This is a genomic window from Psychrobacter sp. TB67 (assembly GCF_000511065.1).
Classification (GTDB): domain Bacteria; phylum Pseudomonadota; class Gammaproteobacteria; order Pseudomonadales; family Moraxellaceae; genus Psychrobacter; species Psychrobacter okhotskensis.
The window spans coordinates 19,801-40,945 of the sequence record NZ_AYYA01000060.1; the positions used below are offsets into that span (position 1 = coordinate 19,801).

At 42.3% G+C, this 21,145-nt stretch carries 17 protein-coding genes, 1 pseudogene and 1 other annotated feature; of the genes and pseudogenes, 6 read left to right on the forward strand and 12 right to left on the reverse strand.

The genetic code is table 11. The features are described 5' to 3' along the window. Window positions 1–663 precede the first annotated feature (663 nt). Window positions 664–1,026, reverse strand: coding sequence for a DUF3817 domain-containing protein (locus W293_RS0111930; protein ID WP_025652660.1), 363 nt, complete (start codon window positions 1,024–1,026; stop codon window positions 664–666). A 349-nt stretch (window positions 1,027–1,375) separates the two neighbouring features. On the opposite strand from W293_RS0111930, the gene W293_RS0111940 reads away from it, so the two are divergent. Then, window positions 1,376–2,595 (forward strand): IS3 family transposase gene (locus tag W293_RS0111940; protein ID WP_407074183.1). Its coding sequence is split into 2 segments (ribosomal slippage): window positions 1,376–1,652 and window positions 1,652–2,595, totalling 1,221 coding nucleotides; the frame shifts between segments, so codons are not numbered across the junction. Further along, window positions 1,651–1,767 (forward strand) — a sequence feature (AL1L pseudoknot). It overlaps the preceding gene by 117 nt. A 77-nt stretch (window positions 2,596–2,672) precedes the next feature. On the opposite strand, the gene lspA is transcribed toward W293_RS0111940, so the two are convergent. From lspA to W293_RS0111970, 6 genes are all read right to left on the reverse strand, one after another. Continuing rightward, entirely contained in the window at window positions 2,673–3,380 is a 708-nt protein-coding gene (lspA, locus tag W293_RS16395; protein ID WP_037026031.1) for a signal peptidase II, read from the reverse strand. A 141-nt stretch (window positions 3,381–3,521) separates the two neighbouring features. Beyond that, on the reverse strand, window positions 3,522–4,802 hold the full coding sequence (gene ccmI / locus W293_RS0111950) for a c-type cytochrome biogenesis protein CcmI (RefSeq protein WP_025652663.1): 1,281 nt from the start codon (window positions 4,800–4,802) through the stop codon (window positions 3,522–3,524). Then, a complete protein-coding gene (locus tag W293_RS0111955; RefSeq protein WP_020443538.1) occupies window positions 4,799–5,281 on the reverse strand; it encodes a cytochrome c-type biogenesis protein in 483 nt (160 codons plus the stop codon). Before W293_RS0111955 ends, ccmI begins: the two co-directional genes overlap by 4 nt. Before the next feature lie 83 nt (window positions 5,282–5,364). Further along, window positions 5,365–6,027 carry a DsbE family thiol:disulfide interchange protein gene (locus W293_RS0111960; RefSeq protein ID WP_011513682.1) on the reverse strand — a complete coding sequence of 221 codons (663 nt, stop codon included), beginning with the start codon at window positions 6,025–6,027 and terminating at the stop codon, window positions 5,365–5,367. Continuing rightward, window positions 6,028–8,076, reverse strand: coding sequence for a heme lyase CcmF/NrfE family subunit (locus W293_RS0111965; protein ID WP_025652664.1), 2,049 nt, complete (start codon window positions 8,074–8,076; stop codon window positions 6,028–6,030). A gap of 120 nt (window positions 8,077–8,196) precedes the next feature. Then, a complete protein-coding gene (locus tag W293_RS0111970; protein WP_025652665.1) occupies window positions 8,197–10,398 on the reverse strand; it encodes a heavy metal translocating P-type ATPase in 2,202 nt (733 codons plus the stop codon). 142 nt (window positions 10,399–10,540) lie between these two features. On the opposite strand from W293_RS0111970, the gene cadR reads away from it, so the two are divergent. Next, window positions 10,541–10,951 (forward strand): Cd(II)/Pb(II)-responsive transcriptional regulator, encoded by a 411-nt coding sequence (cadR, locus tag W293_RS0111975; RefSeq protein ID WP_011513679.1) that lies wholly within the window; start codon window positions 10,541–10,543, stop codon window positions 10,949–10,951. Window positions 10,952–11,099: 148 nt separating this feature from the next. Here cadR and W293_RS0111980 read toward each other — a convergent pair whose 3' ends face one another. Both W293_RS0111980 and W293_RS0111985 read right to left on the reverse strand, forming a co-directional pair. After that, a complete protein-coding gene (locus W293_RS0111980) occupies window positions 11,100–11,822 on the reverse strand; it encodes a CHAP domain-containing protein (RefSeq protein ID WP_011513678.1) in 723 nt (240 codons plus the stop codon). A gap of 799 nt (window positions 11,823–12,621) precedes the next feature. Continuing rightward, the gene (locus tag W293_RS0111985; protein ID WP_025652666.1) at window positions 12,622–13,266 is read right to left on the reverse strand and encodes a DUF411 domain-containing protein; all 645 of its coding nucleotides are present in this window, start codon (window positions 13,264–13,266) and stop codon (window positions 12,622–12,624) included. Window positions 13,267–13,505: 239 nt separating this feature from the next. Here W293_RS0111985 and lnt point away from each other — a divergent pair, with 239 nt between their 5' ends. Beyond that, entirely contained in the window at window positions 13,506–15,074 is a 1,569-nt protein-coding gene (gene lnt / locus W293_RS0111990; protein ID WP_025652667.1) for an apolipoprotein N-acyltransferase, read from the forward strand. Between the two features lie 186 nt (window positions 15,075–15,260). Here lnt and W293_RS0111995 read toward each other — a convergent pair whose 3' ends face one another. Next, on the reverse strand, window positions 15,261–16,187 hold the full coding sequence (locus W293_RS0111995) for a cation diffusion facilitator family transporter (protein WP_025652668.1): 927 nt from the start codon (window positions 16,185–16,187) through the stop codon (window positions 15,261–15,263). A 240-nt stretch (window positions 16,188–16,427) separates the two neighbouring features. Here W293_RS0111995 and W293_RS0112000 point away from each other — a divergent pair, with 240 nt between their 5' ends. Continuing rightward, entirely contained in the window at window positions 16,428–16,817 is a 390-nt protein-coding gene (locus tag W293_RS0112000) for a DUF6122 family protein (RefSeq protein WP_025652669.1), read from the forward strand. 1,151 nt (window positions 16,818–17,968) lie between these two features. Here the strand turns inward: W293_RS0112000 and W293_RS16815 are convergent. Further along, window positions 17,969–18,937: a DNA-binding protein gene (locus W293_RS16815; RefSeq protein WP_025652670.1), complete on the reverse strand. Its 969-nt coding sequence runs from the start codon at window positions 18,935–18,937 to the stop codon at window positions 17,969–17,971. Between the two features lie 128 nt (window positions 18,938–19,065). Further along, complete coding sequence (locus tag W293_RS17535) at window positions 19,066–19,194, reverse strand: BrnA antitoxin family protein (protein WP_143007432.1); 129 nt, start codon at window positions 19,192–19,194, stop codon at window positions 19,066–19,068. A gap of 266 nt (window positions 19,195–19,460) precedes the next feature. Here W293_RS17535 and W293_RS0112015 point away from each other — a divergent pair. Both W293_RS0112015 and W293_RS0112020 read left to right on the forward strand, forming a co-directional pair. Further along, a pseudogene (locus W293_RS0112015) lies at window positions 19,461–19,904 on the forward strand (RNA-guided endonuclease TnpB family protein); the annotation flags it as partial. A 222-nt stretch (window positions 19,905–20,126) separates the two neighbouring features. Continuing rightward, complete coding sequence (locus W293_RS0112020) at window positions 20,127–21,119, forward strand: IS110 family transposase (protein ID WP_025651576.1); 993 nt, start codon at window positions 20,127–20,129, stop codon at window positions 21,117–21,119. Window positions 21,120–21,145: the final 26 nt, after the last annotated feature.

Below are 21,145 nucleotides of genomic sequence, written 5' to 3' on the forward strand. Positions count from 1 at the left end.
TACGTTTCTATAGACGCGATGCTATCAAATATATAATCATTAAGTTGATAGATTTTAATCATGTATCTTGATTCAAAAAAACCCTGTATTTGAGTATTTGAGTATTTGAGTATTTGAGTATCACTTTGCCTTTTTAGCTATGATAGTAATCAGCTGTATCAACTTTGTACGTACTAGCGTTGCAACTGATTTATTTTATATATCGAATGCAGCGACTTTATGCCCATGCTTTGAGCAAATGCTATAAGCTCATTTTTAGCACATATAAGTGGTTCCATTATAGCAGTCTGTTTTGAGTGGTCTGTTAATAGGGTTTTGGGGCTTTTAAGTCGGTTCCGCTAGGGTATACCCTAGGATAATAGGAAATCCATCGCGGATGACAAAACCTGTTTAGCTTTTAAACAATACGGGTTTGTCGATAGTATGTAAGATAAGTTGGAAAAGTGACTAGAGTGTTAGATTATTCATACTGGGTCTGAATTAAAATTTTATTGTGATTAATTTCTGCTCAATGTTATTCATTTGTCGCCATGATGAGTGATGGCGGCTTGTGATTTAGTTAGGAAAAATAATCTTGAGTAATAAGGTACGTTTGTAGCATTTGTATCATTTGTATCATTTGTATCATTTGTATCATTTGTATCATTTGTAGCAGAGCTTGTTCTAGGCTTCTTTACTTACACTTTTCTGTAAGTTATTTTTTAGTAAATGATCGAATATAAATGGGCCAAAAGGTAAGAGTGAGCCGAGTACGCCCGCAGGTATTGCCCAAAGAGGCATTTTCATTTTGATAGCTGAGCCTATAAGTATTATGATATAGGTAATAAACAATATACCGTGTGCCATACCGATGTATTTCACACCTTCTGGAATGTCCAGCATATATTTTAGTGGCATGGCGATACAGAGCAATAATAAGAAAGAGGTGCCTTCTAGGTAGCCTATAATGGTAAGGCTTTTTAATGCGGCACTTTGTTTTTTTCTAAGATTATGTATTTGTTTGATAGTTAGCTGAGCATGTGACACTATATTATCCTTTTGTTATTTCAATAAATAATTTAGGCGGTATTCAATGTCTTTATAATAATGGCCCTGTCCAGAGCTTTGAAGTACTGGTTTTTGTCATCTACCACTTAGCACGTCACGCCTTCGTCTAGCCACTTCAAAATCATCCTGCGTTCACTCGCATACAATTATGCATTGGGTTTTGGGATATAGAATGAGAGAGTATTTGTATTAATCATATATCACCTTCCAGTTCGCATTTTTATAAACACACTTGAGTATAAAAAGTATCTTTCCGTATAGAGCAGCTATGACGCTAGTGAACCGCCCCGGTATTGTCGGAGACTCAACATTCTGAGAGAATACGACAATGAAAAGACAAACCTACACTCCTGAGATTAAAGAACGCGCTGTTCGCATGCTCATTGAAGCAGCAAACGACTATCCCTCCACATGGTCAGCTATTCAAGCCATTGCCCCTAAGATTGGCTGCACGCCTGAAACCCTGCGCTCATGGCATAAAAAGCACATCGATCAAACCATTCCTGCCTCAGTGCAAGCTCAAAGCCAAGATCAACGTATTAAAGAGCTTGAACGTGAATGCAGAGAACTCAAACAGGCCAATGAGATCATACGTAAGGCAGCGGCTTTTTTCGCCCAGGCGGAGCTCGACCGTCCACCGAAATAATGGTCACATTTATCGATGATCACAAGCAGAAATACGGGATCGAGCCAATCTGTAGAGTACTACCGATTGCCCCATCAACCTACTACCGTACTAAAGACTTGGAGAGTTGCCCTGACAAGCGCTCGTTGCGTCAGCAGCATGACGACTATTATATCAGCGAGATTAAACGCATCTGGCGGGACAGCAAGTGCCGTTACGGTGCGCGCAAAGTCTGGCAGCAGATAAAAGCTGACGGGTTAAAGGTTGCTCGGTGTACCGTAGAGCGTTTAATGAAGCAGTATGGTATGCAAGGCATCTGGCGTGGCAAAAGCAAGATTACCACCAACAGCCGTGATGACCAGAAGCGCGCTGATGACCTAGTCAATCGTAACTTTAATGCCCATCGCCCTAACCAACTATGGGTTGCTGATTTTACCTATATAAAGACACTGAGTGGCTGGGTATATACCGCCTTTATCATTGATGTATTTGCTCGCGCTATCGTTGGCTGGAAAGTTTCTAATCGCATGAATACCGATATGGTAATGGCAGCGCTTAATCAAGCCATTGCAGACAGGAACAACCCCAAAGATGTGATTCATCACAGTGATCGCGGGGTTCAGTACTTATCCATTCGTTATGCTGATAAGATGAAGGACTCTAGCATCATTGCCTCGGTCGGCACGACTGGTGATTCATACGATAACGCACTGGCTGAAACGGTTAACGGGCTGTATAAATCTGAGGTAATTGACTATTTAAAGGAGAACTGGACTGGTATCAATGATGTTGAACTGGCAACCCTTGAATGGGTGGACTGGTTTAATAAAATACGACTGCATAGCACGATTGGTTATGTGTCACCCTTTGAGTTTGAAAAGCGGTATTACGATAATTTAACCCTGTCAGGCATCGCTGCCTGACTCAAGTAAATCACTCTCCGATATAGTCGGGGCGGTTCACTAGTTCTTTTTATTTGTACTGATCAATATTCACTTGTTTATTCATTACGCTTACTTTCCAAAAATATCATATCAATTATAATCAACGCTACACCGACACAGACACCTATATCTGCAACATTGAAAATAGGATAATTCCAGACATCAGCATAATGCACATGGATAAAGTCAACCACTTTGCCAATTCTTAAACGATCGATTAAGTTGCCAATCGCACCGCCAAGCACTAAGGCCAACCCCATAGACAATAGCTTGGCTGTACGTGGCGCTTTGATTAAATAAATCGTTAAAAAGATAGCCATTACAAAAGCTAAGCCTGAGAAAAACCATTTCTGCCAACCGCCAGCGTCGGCTAAAAAGCTAAATGCTGCCCCATAGTTATAAGCGAGTGTCCAGTTGAGAAATGGTTCAATGACCGGTACGGGGTCATTGAACGCTAATTTGGTTTGGGCCAACCACTTAGTCCATTGATCAAGTATTAACACCATTATCGCCAACAAATACCAGATAAAAGCGCGACTGCCATTGGCAACCATTTTTGGCATTTTATCCAACTTACCTTTAGGTGTTATCGAGTTGCCTGAAGTCACGTACATAGCTTTAGGCGTATGATTCATGGTTTTAGAGTCAATCGATTGATGAGTACTACTCACAGCTATAGGTACTTTATTGTCAGCAATATTAGTACTAGCCGATTCAACGCTATTCAATTTAGTACTATCTAATCTGTCGGTAGATTCAGTCATAGTTGTTTTCTTTATCTGTGTTTATACAATGAACAATGTTAAACGTATATGTTTTTGGTATACGACTATTAATCGCGCCACTTTTATAAACGGCTCCACTTACCGCTCTGGTGTTATGAAACTTACGGTAATAATTTTTTATTAGGGAATCTGTTGATTGATTTCAACATTGGCCTGATTTTGATCGGCACTAATGACCACAGGGTTGCCAGACAAGTCGCCTGACTCAGCCGCCGCGGTGCCGCTATGACTGATACGAGCGATCACTGCCAGCTGTACCTTGTCTGCACGCGCCGATTGTAAGGTGCGTTCAGGCATCATCGCATCGAGATCGCTTAGACTGATAGTGGCCTCGCCTTGTTTGATCACGCTGATCGGTAAGCGCTTGGCGGCAAATGGCGGTCCACCGTTGACATCACGTATCGCCACAAAAAGTACATCGTCTGCCTTGACAAGTGGCAACAGGCTGGCGCTGATTCTAATGCTTACCTCTACCCCTTCTGAGGCTTGCTGCTGCTGCGCGCTGACATTGGCGCTGAGCTCATCTAGGCTGGCTAAGGCTTTTGTATGGTCGCCAGGTTTGGCCGCGATACTGCTTCGCAGACGTTTAATCCAGCCTTGTGCCTCCTCAAAGTTATTACTACGCGCCTCGCCCATGGCCATCAGCATTTGCGCGCCTTCGTGGCGTGGGTTTTTGGCCAGCACGTCCTGCAAGACGCGGCGACTGGTGGCGTCTAGTTGGCCTTTATTGGCAAAGAAGCTGATCTGTGCATAGGTCGTCGCAATCTCCTCGTTATCAGGCGATAAGCGATAAGCACGTGACAATGCCTCTAGCGCCGAGTCTGTCGCTTCTAATGACAAAAACAGCTCAGATAAACGCATCCAGCGATTGGGGTCATCAGCATGACGATAGACATTGGTTTGCATGGCGCTAATCAGTTGACGACCATCTTCAAACGCCCATGATGGCGGCTTGTCAATTTTAGCTGTCAATAGGTCGTCAGCCACTTGTCCTACTTTGTCCTCAGCTGTCCACAAATCAAACACGGGCGTACGATTGCCTATTAGTAAATACGCCATTGCAGCCAATATTGGGATCCAAGCTGCGACAATTAAACGGCTTTTGACATCAGGGGTGACCATAGGTGTTATCTGACGCTGCGCATCTAATAGCTGACGCTCCAGTTCCAGCTTTTGATTTTGATAATGGCTATTATTAATAGTACCGCTGTCTTTATCTGTTTGTAGCTCAGCTAAACGTTCGCGAAATACTGCAACATTAATATCTAGCAGTTGATTGTCTATTGGTTTGGACTGCAAACGCGGTGCTCGTAGCCATGGCATAATAGCAATCAGCGCAAATATAAGGGCAATCAGCAAGCTTAGAGTTACAAATAAGCCAAAAGTAGAAAATAGAGTCATTTTTTGTCCTCTAGGCTAGTAATGTCGTGGTCGACACTCTCAGCTTGCGATAATAGACGATCAAGCTCAGCCTTTTCCGTAGAGGTCAAGGCAGCAGTACTGTTCACTGTGACGCCGCTTTGACCACGGGCAACAACTTGGCGACGCTTACTTTGCCAAAACCAACCAATAATTAAGACGAGCAATAATAGTGGTGGAAAAAACCATAGGATCCATGTTGATGGTCGCATAGGCGGCTTGTAGCTAATAAAGTCACCGTAGCGCTCTTGCATATAGACGCGTATTTCAGCATCACTACGTCTATCTTTAATTAAATCATAGACTTTTTGCTTTAGATCCTGTGCAATCGGTGCATCAGAGGCTGCAAGGTTTTGATTTTGGCATTTTGGGCAGCGAAACTCTTCTATTAATCCACGATACTGAGCTTCTTGCTGTGGTGAGTCAAAATCGTATACGTCAATAGCTGCGTTTGCCGTCATGTTAAGCAGACACGCTAGTATTAAGCTTGCTAGTTTTAAAACTATATTGGGTTTTAGTTGAGGAGCTCTTATTCGAGTAACGTTCATTTGCACATCTCCTCAACCTGAATGAGATCAGGACTATCGTTGTTCTTATTAGCCTTATTAAGTACGGTCAGGCACGGCTTAACACGCTGTTGCCAATTGGCTTCATTAATCTCACCAACAATATGCTGACGAATGATGCCATCTCCATCCACAACAAAGGTTTCGGGCGCACCAGTTATGCCTAAGTCTAGAGCAAACTGACCCAATGAATCCTGAATAGACATAGAAAATGGATCACCGCCTCGGTTTAAGTAACTGAGCGCATTACCAATCTCATCCTTATAATTCACACCAACGATATCAACGCCGCGCTCTTCTAGTTGCATTAAAAACGGATGCTCAATAACGCAAGTTGGGCACCATGAGCCCCAAACATTAAGTAAAAACGGCTTATCCGGCAAATTATCATTGGTGATAGTACGGGTAGTATCTGCTAATAACGGCAGCTCAAAGGTAGGAACCGGACGCTCAAGAGCGGTATTGGTCACAATGTCTGTTGGTTTACCTAAGCGCATGTACAATATAACTACCAAACCAAAAAAGAGGATAAGCGGAATTAAGAACCATAGCTTCGTCTGCTTTTTTTTCATTGTCTTTGGGTTACGCTGCTTACTGTTTTGGCTATCTTTTTGCTCAGGAGTATTATTCGACATAGTCATTTATTTCTCCTTTAGTGTCGACATCGTCGATGCTGAGATTGCCTGTTCAATAGCTACCTCATTGACTCCATCAGTAGCCAGATCACCAGTAACTAGCAATGGAGCTTTAACTTTTTTGATGCGGTATCGTTTATCAAGCATGCTAATTAATCCACCTAGAGCCATGATAATTGCCCCTAACCAAATCCAGCGAATTAATGGTTTTACATAAATCCTTAATGCCCATTGGTTACTACCATCGGCAATAGGTTCGCCCAGTGCGACATAAACATCGCGCATTAGGCTAGCATCAATGGCCGCCTCAGTGGTCGGCATAGTGCTAATGATATAAGTACGCTTTTCTGGATTCAGTTTCGCCGCTTCACGACCGTTTTTGGATACCACGACTTGCGCCTGCGTTGCATCAAAGTTACTACCCTTTATTTCAAAAAATTCAGTTACTTCAAAATCGTAACCTTGAACATTGACTGTATCGCCAATACCCATTGCTACGTCACGCTCAATACTCAAGCTACTAGTAAAGGCTATGCCAATGACAGCAACCAATACGCCAATATGAGCAGTCTGTTGACCCCAATAGCTCAGACGCAACTGCCGCAAACCGTTAAAAAAATTAGGCGCATTCTTAGTTTTATCTTTAAAATCAACTGCCATCCATAGCAGTACCCAAAAGCTAACGGCTAAAGTCACACCAATATTAAGCATAGACGATGGATTAACAAAGTAAGTAATAATGGCGGCTAATACTAAGCTACTAACGGCGATGACCATGCCTATACCCAGTAGTGGACGGGTGTCTTTTTTCCAGCGAATATTTGAGCCCATACCCATAGCTATTAATAACAGCCACGTTAAAGGTACAAATAATGCATTAAAATAAGGAGGGCCAACGGACACTTGTCCTAAACCAAAGGCATCAGCGATAATAGGATAGAGGGTGCCGAGCAGCACCACTAAGGTTGCAATCAAAATGATGGCGTTATTGATCACTAAAAAGGACTCACGTGAAATCAGCTGATATTGACTTTCAACGGTTAAACGCCAACCGCGAACGGCAAACATTAATAGACCACTACCGATGATAATGCCAAGAATAGCTAAGATGACCAAACCACGCGTCGGATCAGCGGCAAACGAATGCACTGAGGTAAGGACTCCAGAGCGTACCAGGAACGTGCCAAGCAAGCTTAAGGCAAAGGCGAAAATAGCCAGCATGATGGTCCATGCTTTAAACACCCCGCGCTTTTCAGTGACTGCTAATGAATGCAGCAATGCTAAGCCGACAAGCCAAGGCATAAACGAGGCGTTCTCTACCGGATCCCAAAACCACCAACCGCCCCAGCCAAGCTCGTAGTAGGCCCACCACGAGCCCAGTGCAATACCAATGGTCAAAAATCCCCAAGCCGCGAGCGCCCATGGACGTGACCAGCGTGTCCAAGCAGCATCTAAACGCCCTTCCCACAATGCCGCCATACAAAATGCAAAAGGTACTACCATACCCACATAGCCCATATATAACATGGGCGGATGAATAATCAGACCGAAATCTTGTAGGACAGGATTTAAATCAGCGCCATCGACCGCTAGATTGGGTAAGGTACGCTCAAACGGTGACGAGGTAAATATCAGCATCGTTAGCATCATTAACTGTACACCGGCCAAAATAACTAATACCCGCGCACGCATTGATAACGGCAAGCCGCGACTAAAGTATGATACCAGTGCACACCATGTGGCCATGATGGTCATCCATAGCAGCAAAGAGCCCTCGTGTCCGCCCCATGTCGCCGATAACTTATAGTACCAAGGCAACAGCGTATTAGAATGCTGCGCGACGTAACTGAGGCTAAAATCATTATAATAAAAACCTGCTATCAAAGCGCCAAATGACGTTATCATGGCGGCAAACTGTGCCCAAGCTAGGCTAGGGGCTAGTCGTTGCCAAGCAACTTGGTTACGAATAACACCAATAGTTGGCAGAATTACCTGCAATAACGCCAGTACAAAAGCGGTAAGCAAGGCAAAATAGCCCAATTCTGTAATCAACATACGGTCTAACCTTATTTACTCTAATGCGGTTGCAGTTTACTGTGGCGGTGGAATTTTTATTATTAGAACCCACCCCGAAATCTGCTGCTATCTCTAGTTTTTAATTGATTTCGAAGGGTTTTATTTAACTACTTTAGGCGGATTTACCAGTGGAGGCGCGCCTTTAAAGCGCAGTAAACGTAACGCATTAAGAGTAACGATCACTGTTGCTCCAGCATCAGCTAGAACCGCAATCCATAGTCCAGTAATGCCGAATATGGTCGTGATCAGAAAGACGCCTTTGAGACCTAAAGCGAAAATGACGTTCTGATGAATGTTGCGCATGGTGGCACGTGAAAGTGCGATGAGATGAGCCATGTCCGTAACACGACTTTTTAATAATGCGATATCGGCCGTCTCAATGGCCACATCGGTACCACCACCCATCGCGATGCCAACATCGGCAGTTGCTAGCGCTGGCGCATCGTTAATACCATCACCAACCATCGCTATTTTGCGGTTGTTCTTCATCTCGTTAAGCAGGCGCAGTTTGTCCTCAGGCAACAGCTCAGCTTCCCATTCCACGTCTAAATTACTGGCAAGTGCTTGAGCGGTTAAGCGGTTGTCGCCTGTTAGCATGACGGAGCGCACACCCATCGCTTTAAGTTGAGCCACACCTTCATGAGCGTCGTCTCGTAATTCGTCTCTTAGCGCGATTAATCCAAGCACTTCACGGTTTTGCTCATCGAAAAGAACAGAGACGGTCTTACCCTCATTTTGCAGCGCCTCAATTTGCGCCTGTTGTGTGGATGAAATCAATGCCTCATCGGCTGCGTAAACAGGCGAACCGATAGCTAGCGCGCGCTCCGCGACAGTTGCGTGTACCGCTTTACCGGCAGTTGCAGAAGCATTGAAGGCCACAGGTATGAACACTTTAGCAGCTTCAGCATGACTAACAATGGCTTCAGCAAGCGGGTGACTAGAACCAGTCTCCACACTGGCAAAAAGTGCCAATATCTCATCTTGACCTTGAGAATTCTGACCTTGAATACTTGAGTCCTCTTGTGTAAAGGCAACAACATCGGTCACGCGTGGTTTGCCTTCAGTTAAAGTGCCTGTCTTGTCAAAAGCGACCGTCTTCACTTGGCCGATAGTTTCTAAAGCACTACCGCCTTTGATCAGCAAGCCACGGCGCGCACCGACCGCTAGACCAGAGGCGATGGCAGCGGGTGTTGATAGTACAAGAGCACAGGGACAGGCAATCAGCAACAGTGCTAGACCGCGATACAACCAAGTCGACCAATCTCCACCCATGGCTAACGGTGGGACGATGATAATTAGGGCGGCAATAGCCATCACTGCCGGTGTGTAATAGCGACTGAATTTCTCAATAAAACGGGCAGTGGGTGCTTTGGAGGCTTGGGCTTGCTCTACCAGCTCAATAATGCGCGAAATAGTGTTATCGGCGGCTGTCTTTTCTACGCGCACTTGGAGCACACCATCGATGTTAATTGACCCTGCAAATACATTGTCACCCATCGTCTTGGCAACAGGAACAGACTCTCCCGTCACGGGCGAATCATCAAGGCTGGACGCACCTTGAACAATGGAACCATCAGCAGATACCCTATCTCCAGGACGCACCAGCACAAGGTCATTCACTTGTAGTGAAGTCGCTGGAACGTTACGCTGCCCACCTTGAGCATCAAGTAAAATCGCACTTTTCGGAACCAGCGATGATAAGGCTCTGATGCCAGCGCGAGCGCGATCAGCAGCGATACTCTCAAACAGTTCACCGATTGAGAACAAAAAGACAACCGCTGCGGCCTCTTCAGCTTCACCAATGATAAGTGCGCCAAGCACGGCGACGGACATCAGCGTTTCAATTGAAAAGAATGAACCTGTTTTAGCCAGTGCTAAGGCTTTGCGTGCAAATGGAAAAACGCCTACAATCACAGCGATGGCAAACACCCATATCCCATAAGCGGGGAACAGTAGTGACAGTGCATAAGCGCTGCCCATCAAAATACCGAGACCAACAACCTGTTTGCCTTTTTGAGTTTGCCACCACCGCTTATCCTGCGGAGCCATCTGATTGTCGCTGTCAATATCAATAGCCGATACAGTTTGTTGACCAGTATTGGCAGATATACCGAACCCTAGGCTTTTGATGGTTTTTTCAATATCACTAGCCTGAGTCGGCGCATCAGGGGCCAAGCTTAGCTCTAGCGTTTCTGTAGCAAAATTTAGCTCAACATCAGAAACCCCAGGCATACGTTTCAAAGCTGTTTCAATCTTGCCGATGCAACTGGCACAGTCCATACCTTCAATATGATATTTCATAATAATTTACCCTTTGAATAATGGTATTATGAACCCTCTAGTGGCTTTAGAGTCAAGGTTGTCTATCTACAGTTTTGTAAATTCAATTTCTCTAGCGCCAGTCTTTACAGCCACTTTAATTATTTAAATCATAGAGGTTATTATGACAATCAAAATTGGTGAGCTCGCTAAACGCACAGGTGCCACAGTGGAAACCATTCGCTATTACGAAAAGGAGCACTTATTACCTGAGCCTTCTCGCAGCGCAGGGAATTATCGTTTATATAATGAAGAGCACATTGAGCGTCTACAATTTATCCTACACTGCCGTACGCTTGACATGGCTCTAGACGAAGTACGAATCTTACTTGAGTTTTGGGAGGAACCTGATAAAGACTGTGGTGATGTGAGCTCCTTACTAGATAAGCAAATTTATGCTGTAGAAATACGAATGGAAGAACTGATGCACTTAAAGCAGCACTTGACTGTTTTGCGCCAGAAATGTGCAAGTAGTGCACCAGCGGTATCATGTGGGATATTAAAGGCTCTTGCCGATAATTCTTGTCATGAGTAATGATATTAGTAGTGTTCATTTCTGACTGATCAAATCATGAAAGGTTAAATACACCCTGATGTTAAGCACAAAAAAACCCAGCAATGATATTAAGATCACTACTGGGGTTGGAGGAAATAATAACTATGTTGTGCTGACTTATCAGGTCTTATTTATCATTCATAGCAAGGTAGATATTTCGATCTGATGCGGATGCGTCATCCACGTATTTTGAATCACGCCATGTGGTATAAGCATAGACACCACTGTATGGGCTGATGCTGTTCTGACGGAAATCAGAAATCCAGTTTTCGCCATCAAAGATTTGGATATGGCCATGTGGACGCTTTGATGAGCGATCATAGACAATAACATCACCTACTTGGGTTGGCATATCATTACTGATTTTGCTAAAACCTGCTTTATCAAGCGTGCCACGAGTGGCGTACTGATAGGCTGAAGGATTGGGGGTGAACTCATAACCTGCTGATTGTAGTGCTTTACGTACGTAACGGGCACAGTATCCAGAGCTACCAGATAGAGCCACTCGTGAAGCACGAGCAGCAGCGATAGCGGGGGCTGAATTGCTATCAGGAACTGTATTGACTTGCTGCTGTTGTTTTTCAGCGTATAAGCGGCTGTTTAATGATGAAAGCCGACTCTCTTTTTGCTTAGCCTGCGCACTTAGGTTGCTAATAGCTTGACTGATTTCGTCATTACTAGAAACATAAGCACCACTGCTAGTGCTATAGATGTTTTTTGATGAACCGTAGTTTGATGCCACAGAAGTATTGGTGATGGTATTATTTGTTTGAGAGATTGTGATAGCAGCACCACTCGTTTGTGCTATGCCCATACCCAGTACTGACAAAATCAATAAAGCCTGTTTCATAAATCTAATACCTACGGTTAATTCAAAATGGTCTGTTATCAACAACAGCGCAGTCAATTAAATTTCAACAACTCAAGTATATATACGTCATAGTGACTGATACTTCTGCTGCATATTATTCATATAAAAAATGATTATTGGCGATCACAGCACATCATTGAAGTCTTACGAAGCTGTTGCAAATCAAGCTGCTGGCCAAAACACAAAGCCGACTTTAGCATAGGCTGTTTAGCCTGTCATCACCCTTAAAAACCCCAAAAATACTTTTTTGATGTTGAAAAAATTGCTAATATTCCACATTTTACAATGTAAGTTTGTGTAACATATACAGAATATAGCTGACTAAATTGACAACAATTTCTACTGTTTTATAAGCAAAAAAACGTCTGAGGGTTAAATCTAAATTATAGATTTAACCCTCAGACGTTTTTTTATTGGATGAAGTAATTACCCTATATAGGGTCTAACTAATTATTAAGATAATATAATAATTTATAATATTAATATAGATGTTAATTCCCTACTGGCTTATGTAATATTACGTAATTGTTTCGATACATCCTGTATATTCTTGTATTAACCCTTAATTATTTATCTATTTTAAGGGTTAATAACCGATAAATCCGCTTACATTGTCATCAAAAGTTACAAATTCAAAGTTATTTTTGCTTTTAAAGTCGCAATAGCTAATGATTTTTTTGATGAAGAATCATTTTATAAGCAATAGAACAGTCTTATACCTGCCTCATTTACTTTTAACGCTAACACTATAATCAAAGTATTCTTAACTGCTAACACACTATAATTGCTGCTCTACCGATTCAATATCAGCATAAACTTGGGTCGTCCCGTCTTTATTGAGCTGCATAACCTGATAGGGCATGAATTTATTTTGATACTCCATACCTGGGCTACCAACAGGCATGCCAGGTACGGCAAGACCCATAGCTTGTACTGGCGGATTTTCTAAGAACTGCGCCATATACTTAGCAGGTACATGACCTTCAAAGACGTAATCATCAGTAGTGACTACAGTATGGCAAGAACGCATCTCAGTTGGAACGCTGTAGCGCTCTTTAAATACGGCTAAGTCCGCAACATCTTGCGCGGTTGCACTTAGACCATTATCTTCTGCATGACTTATCCATTCTTTACAGCAGCCGCAATTGGCATCTTTATAGACCGTAGCTGAGACGTTTTTTAGTAAGTCTGGTTTACTTACTGATGTCATCATAGAATTATTTATAACGTTTGGTTCAGCTGTCTTTGGAACAGCCAAAACATCTTCAGTTGATGCCGATGTTGTGCTTGCATCAGATACGCCACTACTCGGTTGGCTACAAGCAAATAGTGATGAGGCGGCAAGTAATACTAACGTACTACGCAACCCCTTAGACAGATAACGATTGAATATAAGACTGGATTTTATTTTTAAGGGGGTCATAGTGCTCTCTCATGTACTGTAGATATTGTGAGCTATAGAAGGTCAAGTAACACTTCATATCGTTTGGTAATGTAGCATAATAACCCATCAAACGGAGTACGTAAATTTATCCATTGAGCAGTGCGGACTGGTATCATAAGCAGTTTTCATTTTGAAATGCTGCCTGTAGTATTAACAGGTCTATCCGAGTTTTGGATTTTGACTAAAAATTCAAAACTCATAATTTTGGATAATTTGCGATGCGCCTGTCTACTATTAATCTACAAAAGCGTTTGAGTACTCACTTAAATCAATTACCGCTATGGCTTACGCTAGTAGCAGCATGGCTTGCAGGGGCTATTTTTTTATTTGCATTATCGCCTTATGGGTTCTGGCCGCTAGCAATAGTGTCACCAGCGATTTTATATGCGCTGTTGGTGCCAAATATGAGTGGTCGTCGCGCTTTTATTATCGGTGAAGCTTACGGTATGGGGCTATGGTGCGTCGGCGGCTTTTGGCTCTATACAGCTATCCATGATTATAGCGATACTCCAACGTGGCTCGCATTGATTATGATTGGATTGATGGGTCTCGGTATGGGACTGTTTCATGGATTTTTAGCACTAGCCTTTAACCGTATGGTAGGCAAACAACCCTTTTCATTTGCTGCTCTTTGGGTGCTACAAGAATGGTTAAAAACTTGGTTATTCACAGGCTTTCCGTGGCTGTTTGTTGGTTATGCGTTTACTGAAGAGTATTGGTTATCGTCCTTAGCACCCGTTGCTGGTGTTTTTGCCGTCTCTTTTGTTGCCATACTATTGGCTGCAAGTTTAGTAGAGCTACTGCTTCGGCGCAGTAGTTATGCCGTCGTTTCTGTACTGTTATTGGCCATTAGCACATCATTATGGCTGGTCAATCCGCAATGGACAAAACCTAAGGGCACACCTGATCTGTCAGTGTCATTGATTCAAGGTAATATTTCACAAGATATAAAGTGGCTGACGCAATATCAAGTAGAAACGCTAAAGATTTATGCGAAGTTAACGCGCACTGAGTGGGGACGTGATGTGGTGGTGTGGCCTGAATCATCTATTCCGATGTTTCAGGATGAGGCTGCGGGCTTTATTAGTGAAATGATAGAAATGGCCAATGCGACCAATACGACATGGATAACTGGTATCCCTTATAAGGATAAAGCGGCATTCAATGCCAGTACGGATAAGTATCCCCCATTTTACAATAGCGTGATTGCTCGAGGTGTAGAAGCGGAAGGCCTATACAAGAAGCAGCGTCTAGTGCCTTTTGGAGAGTATATTCCATTTGAAGGCGTGCTCGATATTTTCCCAAGTTTGGCCGGTAGTCAGGATATTAAGAGCTATAGTCGTGGTAGTGATCAGCAGTCACCGCTAAAGGTGCGTGAACACAATATAGGGACGGCTATCTGTTATGAGGTAGCTTATCCAGATACCACGCGTAAAAATGCCATCGATACTGACTTTTTGTTGACCGTCTCTAACGATGCCTGGTTTGGCACTTCAGCAGGACCATTGCAACATTTGCAAATGGTACAAATGCGCGCGCTTGAGAACGGGCGCTGGTTTATTCGAGCGACCAATACTGGTGTTACCGCTATCATTAACCATAAAGGTCGTATTGTAAAACGCGCACCGCAGTTTGAGCGTACTGTACTACGTGGTGAGATACAGGCACGGGTTGGTAACACGCCCTTTATGCTTATGGGAAATTATCCTATCTTGATAATAATAACCCTGTTATTACTAATAAGCTATTTTGGCAAAGGTCTAACCACACTTAGAAGACGAGGGTAATAGTAAACTTAATCATAATAATTTAATCAGCGTAAGTTTTTTATTTTTTCTAGGTAACGTCCTAACGCACGTAAATATAAAAGTTTTAAACTATTGATCACATAAGAACTGATTGAAAAAATTATGTTGACATAAGGCACGCGCCTCATACTTAAAAAGAGATAGCTATATACGGTCTATCATCTTTTAGTTGATACTTTCATTTAATGCACGCGATTTTTGATTGTCATCTGCCTTAGTACCAAATTCAATAGTTGCATGTTGTATATTCTGATGCGCCAAATCTTCCTTGATGTTTTCTTTCATAGTAATAGTCTCTTCAAACGTTATATCGGTCTTCGGTACAATATGAACTGTAAGAGCATTCTCAGTGGTACTCAAAGCCCAGATATGTAAATGATGAAAGTTTTGAATAAAATTATAGCTCTCTAAGATAGCAGTGATTTTACTGAGATCAACATTTTGAGGTACTCCGTCGATAGCAAGCTTGATACTCTCTTTTAGTAGACCCCAAGTCGATAACAGTATAACGACTGAAATAATCAAGCTAACTAGAGGATCAACGATATTCCAACTTGTATAGTAAATAATAATGCCCGAGATAACGACACCTACAGAGACCAATGCATCTACCATTAGATGCAAGAAAGCACCTTTGACATTAATATCGTCTTTTTGACCTTTGTAGAATGCAAAAGCAGAAACAGTATTTATAAATACACCTATTAGAGCTGTAATAATAATAACTTTTCCTGCAACTTCCGGTATCGTATCAAATCGACCCAAGGCCTCATACGCAATACCTATAACGATTGTAACTAACAATATGGCGTTAATAAGAGACGCCATTATAGAAGCTTTTTTGTAGCCATAGGTATAAAGCGTAGTAGATGCTTTCTGTGCTAATTTCATTCCAATTAACGAGATTATTAAACTGGCAACATCACTTAAGTTGTGGCTAGCGTCTGCGATTAAAGCTAATGAATTAGTTGAATAGCCCACTATGAACTCAATCAGCGTAAATGCAGAATTTAGACCAATTCCAATATAAAAAGCCTTATTCATATTTTTAGGGTTTGGAGCTTGATGACTGTGGTTATCTGGATTACTCATGATTCATCCGTATTTAGATTGCTGCATTTTAATTTGAAGAAAAATATATAAAGTCTATTAAATAGCTATTATGGTAATAAGTCTATATCTCATCTCAACCAGTGATTTTTTGGACAGGTATAATAATGAGAAGGTGAGTGTATGATGTATATATTTCACATGCAATCGAAAGACAAAAATATCTTATGTTTTATCTGAGATTGATGTGCCACTACAAACTATCTTGAATCGGAAAAATCGATGAGTCAAACCGTTATCCATTATTTTCTACATTTTGGCATGCCGTTGATTATCGCCTATATGTTTTTTCGTAGTGACTATAAGCGAGTTTATTTGATCCTAATAGCAACCATGCTAGTTGATTTAGATCATCTTCTAGCGACACCTATCTTTTCGCCCAATCGTTGTAGTATTAATTTCCATCCGCTACATACTTATTATGCGATGGCAGTATATGCGGGCATGTTGTTTTTACCAAAGCCCTATAAGATAATTGGTTTAGGGTTATTACTGCATATGTTGACTGATTTAAATGACTGTATAATGACCTATATTAATTGTCCACAGTGTTTGAGTCAGGCTCCTGCCCGTGAGTTGGTAGCGTGGTTAGGCAGAGCTATTAAGTTTTAATACGGTTGTGACTACATTCCTTTGTTCAGAGGATATAGTCTAAACAGAGTTTGTGGCACAGCCAGCTATCAGTACAGTGGATAGTGGAGGAATGGTAAAGATAATTTTCAAGTTATACTCCTACTTAAACCACCCTAGTATGGTTGGAAATTTAACGTCTTGTGAGTATGTACTAAATGCTAACTTCAAAATAATTGAAATACTTACGCTAAATGATGATAAAAAAAGCCTAAGCAATTTAATGCAGAACTAGATATTAAAAACCTAGTCTATATGTCAAACAAAAAAATGCCTCTGGGAGTTGACTCCTAGAGGCATTTAGTTTTTAATGTAATTAACGGTTACAGTGTGCGTCAACACGCTGTAACGAACAAATAAGCATGTGAAGTGCGTTATTTGAACAGCATTAAATGCCCGTATAAGTGCATTTTATCTTAAAGTCTGCTCAATATCAATATACCTACCGTATACTTATTCGCTCGTTACATCCTCGTGCAGCTCTCTCTGTAATTGTTACCCGTCAAATGGGTGGCAGGCCTCGGTGACGACTGCGTTTGACATAAGGGTGAGCTCCCTACAGGGGTGACTAGACAAAGGATCAGAGCAACGCAATGAGTGGTTACTTGTGCATATCGTAGCGGTATATTGGGCGAACGCCCTTGCTAGCGTATGACAGCACAGTAGCGGTTATGAGCGTGTCTAGGCGGTGCTATCAGCCGTAATCATAACAGCCGTAGCTTGATACAGTGATACGGTCTTGATGACGCGATGGGCGATGAAGTCGGCATGACTAATCACATCAAATCCAAGGAATGCACTAAAGTGTTTGTGAGTGTTTTTATTATACTCATAACTGCTTTAGGGTGAGTGTTCCTTGAAATCTGCTCAAGGCTCCAAAATCAGCATAAACTCACTTAGGCTAATTTAAGTAGTATATAGCCCACTAGGCTATATACTATAAGAGTCCAGAGAAAAATTTAGAATAGTTATTATACAGCAGTCACTTATTCAGTGAGTCGATATTGTCATGGTTGATTCATAAGCTTAGTGTGAATAGAACGAGATCTATGCCTTGGGTAAACTACCTCCCAAACTTATAACTGTTCTTTATCTTGAAATCCTAATTAAACTGAAACCTCGAATACTTTTATTTAGTCAGCATCCAAAGTATTATCTTTGTTTTGAATAAGTATTAGAGCATCTTGTGCTTTCTTAAGTTGATCTTGTAACAGAGTCACTTGTTCCTGCTTTGATAAATGACGGCTTGATAGCTCGCTATATTGTTTATTCAATACGCTATGCTCGGCTTCAAGCTTAGCCTGAGTTTGAGTCAGCTGATTATTAAGTCCTGATAGCTTGTCACGTTCAGCGGTGACTGCCTTTAACTCTCCTTTGATCTCTGCGGTAGCCGTTTGTATATCATTCCGCTCAGTGGTGACTGCCTTTAGCTCTGACTTAGTATTTTTAAGTTCAATCTTTAAACGTGCAATCTCTGCCTTATCACTATCAGCTGTGGCTTTAAGCGTGGCTACCTCACCAAGACTGCTAGTCAGCTCTATAGATTGCTTATCTAATGCATTACTCACCTCTGCAAGCTGTGATTGCGCGGTCTTAGCCTTAGTGCGTTCAAGCTCTAATTCATGCCTAGTATCTAATAGCGTCTGTTTGGTAGCGTCATGGTCAGCTGTGGCTTGCTGTGCGCTTTTAGTTGCTGTTTCCGCAGTGCCGGTCACCTCGTCCAGTTGCTGTAGTAAATCCGCTTGTTCCCCCTCCAAGGTCTTAACCGCTTCTTGCGCTTCGTCCATCTCTGCTTGTGCCTTGATCTTAACCACCTCTAAAGCTTCACGCTCTTTAGACAATCTATCATTAGCCATATCAATAGCCGTCTGCCACATATCAGCCCCAAGCGTGTGCAAGCGTTCTGTGATACCACTAGGTAAGTCTACTTGCTGTAGCTCTTGCTCTTCTTGCTGTTCTCGCTTCCAGCTTTGCATCGCATCACTGATAGTCGTGAATGATCCACCGCCTAGCGCCTTACGCACCTCTGCCAGTGTCGGCTTAACCCCTTGCTCTTGTAATTGGTCTGCTGCTGCATGAATATCTTGTATCGTGAGTGCCATGATTTTGTATCCCTTAATAGTATATTGTAGTATGTTGTATATAATATACTACAATATACAACATACTACAATATAGAATGTAAAAAAACCCCAAGTAATCTTGAGGTCATGTGCTTGTTATTTAATGCCTAGTGATCGGTTAGGTATTCTTCTAGGGCATCGTTGATCATGTCTTGATAGTTACCGCCTGTTTGCTTAGCTCTGTCCTTGAATTTGGCAAGGATACTTGGGCTAATGACACTGGTTTCCGTAGACAACGCTTGAAATTTGATACTGCCACGGATCGCGCCTGACCAGTCGGTGACTTCTGGAATGTCCGATAAATCAATGTCGTCATCGCTAAGCGTGGCTAGATGCTCTGAATCTGCTTGCTGCTTAGCAGTTAGTGGCGGTAATTCGTCTATTTTATCATCTAACGCCGTAAAACCACGTCCTTCTAGGGCGTGGATATCAGGCGTCAGTCGTTGTCGCCCAGTATGGCGAACCCCTTGATACCCAACTGCATTGAGATCATAATTACTCCATGAAAACGCTCAAACTACGCATCAAAGACAAACACGCCACTCAGCTCAATATCTTAGCTGGGGCAGTCAACTTTGTCTGGAACTACGTCAATGAGCTAAGTTTTAAACATTTACAGCGCACGGGCAAATTCTTTTCAGCCTATGACTTGGCCGCTTATACTAAAGGGGCGGGTGAATACCTGAATCTGCACAGTCAAACCTTGCAAGCGATCAGTGAGGTTCACGCTAAATCCCGTAAACAGTTTAAAAAAGCCAAACTCAACTGGCGTACCAATAACCCAAAAGCCAAGAGAAGAAGCTTGGGCTGGATTCCGTTTAAAAAGACCGCCATTAAGCACCTAACAACCCGTCAGTCAGGCAAGAAAAGCCTTAAATCTACTATTCAGCTAAGCCTCGCTAAAGGCAAAAAGCTGATCATTGATTTGTGGGATAGCTATAACCTTGTATCTTGAATAATCGCTTAATACTATCGATGAAAGTTGATAAAATAAAGCAGTTATTCATGAGCATTGAGAGTATGAGTATAACCTTAGTGCCTAGACACTGTGTAAGAGATTATGCCCAATGCTCATCCTATCATCTTAATATTCTGAATGGTATCCAAGTGCCTCGACATCTTATCAGATGCCATGAGTGACACTGCATAAACAAGGGAAGACAATAAGATGACACATTATATAGGCATAGACGTTAGTAAAAATAAGCTAGATATTGCATGGCTCAAAGACACTGACAAACTAAAATTCAAAACTAAAGTCTTTAAAAATGATCACAGTGACTATGCTGCTCTTATCAACTGGCTAATTGCTAACATTACTGATGACTTAAACAACATCCACATAACCCTTGAAGCTACAGGCGTCTATCACGAGAACATCGCCTACTACCTATTTGATAAAAAGCTTAACGTTAGCATCATCAATCCTGCTTACGTCAAAAGCTATGCTGCTAGTTTAGGAAGTCGCAACAAGACGGATAAGAAAGATAGTATGTTATTAGCCCGCTACACCTATAGTGCTAAGCCTAAATTGTGGACACCGCCGCCAGCAGAGGCGCGTCACCTCAAGTCTTTACTGTCGCGCTTAGACGCGCTACAAGAAGACTTACAACGTGAGCTGAATCGATTGGAAAAAACGGAGGCCACAGACACCGCTCCTATCGTTAAAGCGTCTATTGAGCAGATGATAGTCTCTTTGCAAGCCGCCATTGTTAAGCTCAATGGTGATATTGATGACCATATCGATGGTCATCCCAATTTAAAGCAAGACCAATATCTGCTACAAACTATTAAAGGCGTCGGCCCTGTTGTCTCAAAGCAGATGATGTCGCTGATGCATAATAAGCAGTTTAGTCAAGCGTCGCAAATGGCAGCCTTTTTAGGTCTAGTTCCCAAGCATAGTGAATCAGGGCTATTTAAGGGCAAGTCTCGCTTAGCAAAGAATGGCTCAAGTGCCGTAAGAGCTAAATTGTATATGCCGGCGCTAGTCGCCATTAAGCATAATCCCGACATTAAGGCGCAGTATGAGCGACTGCTTGCTAACGGTAAGTGCAAAATGCAGGCTGTCTGTGCGGCGATGCGTAAGCTTGTGCATATTTGTTTCGGCGTGGTTAAACATCAGCAACCTTACCAAGCAAGAGTTGAGCTAATTAGCACTTGATTTGGCTTTTTTAAGATGGTATCTCT

Coding starts and splice junctions, on each gene's coding strand:
- W293_RS0111965 (WP_025652664.1), bottom strand. CDS start 8,076: ATGTTGATTACAGAATTGGGCTATTTTGCCTTGCTTACCGCTTTTGTA.
- W293_RS0111980 (WP_011513678.1), bottom strand. CDS start 11,822: ATGAAACAGGCTTTATTGATTTTGTCAGTACTGGGTATGGGCATAGCA.
- lspA (WP_037026031.1), bottom strand. CDS start 3,380: ATGACTGAATCTACCGACAGATTAGATAGTACTAAATTGAATAGCGTT.
- W293_RS0112000 (WP_025652669.1), top strand. CDS start 16,428: ATGAGTCAAACCGTTATCCATTATTTTCTACATTTTGGCATGCCGTTG.
- lnt (WP_025652667.1), top strand. CDS start 13,506: ATGCGCCTGTCTACTATTAATCTACAAAAGCGTTTGAGTACTCACTTA.
- W293_RS16815 (WP_025652670.1), bottom strand. CDS start 18,937: ATGGCACTCACGATACAAGATATTCATGCAGCAGCAGACCAATTACAA.
- W293_RS0111995 (WP_025652668.1), bottom strand. CDS start 16,187: ATGAGTAATCCAGATAACCACAGTCATCAAGCTCCAAACCCTAAAAAT.
- W293_RS0111985 (WP_025652666.1), bottom strand. CDS start 13,266: ATGACCCCCTTAAAAATAAAATCCAGTCTTATATTCAATCGTTATCTG.
- W293_RS0111955 (WP_020443538.1), bottom strand. CDS start 5,281: ATGACGGCAAACGCAGCTATTGACGTATACGATTTTGACTCACCACAG.
- cadR (WP_011513679.1), top strand. CDS start 10,541: ATGACAATCAAAATTGGTGAGCTCGCTAAACGCACAGGTGCCACAGTG.
- W293_RS0111970 (WP_025652665.1), bottom strand. CDS start 10,398: ATGAAATATCATATTGAAGGTATGGACTGTGCCAGTTGCATCGGCAAG.
- ccmI (WP_025652663.1), bottom strand. CDS start 4,802: ATGACTCTATTTTCTACTTTTGGCTTATTTGTAACTCTAAGCTTGCTG.
- W293_RS0111960 (WP_011513682.1), bottom strand. CDS start 6,027: ATGACTATGTCGAATAATACTCCTGAGCAAAAAGATAGCCAAAACAGT.
- W293_RS0112020 (WP_025651576.1), top strand. CDS start 20,127: ATGACACATTATATAGGCATAGACGTTAGTAAAAATAAGCTAGATATT.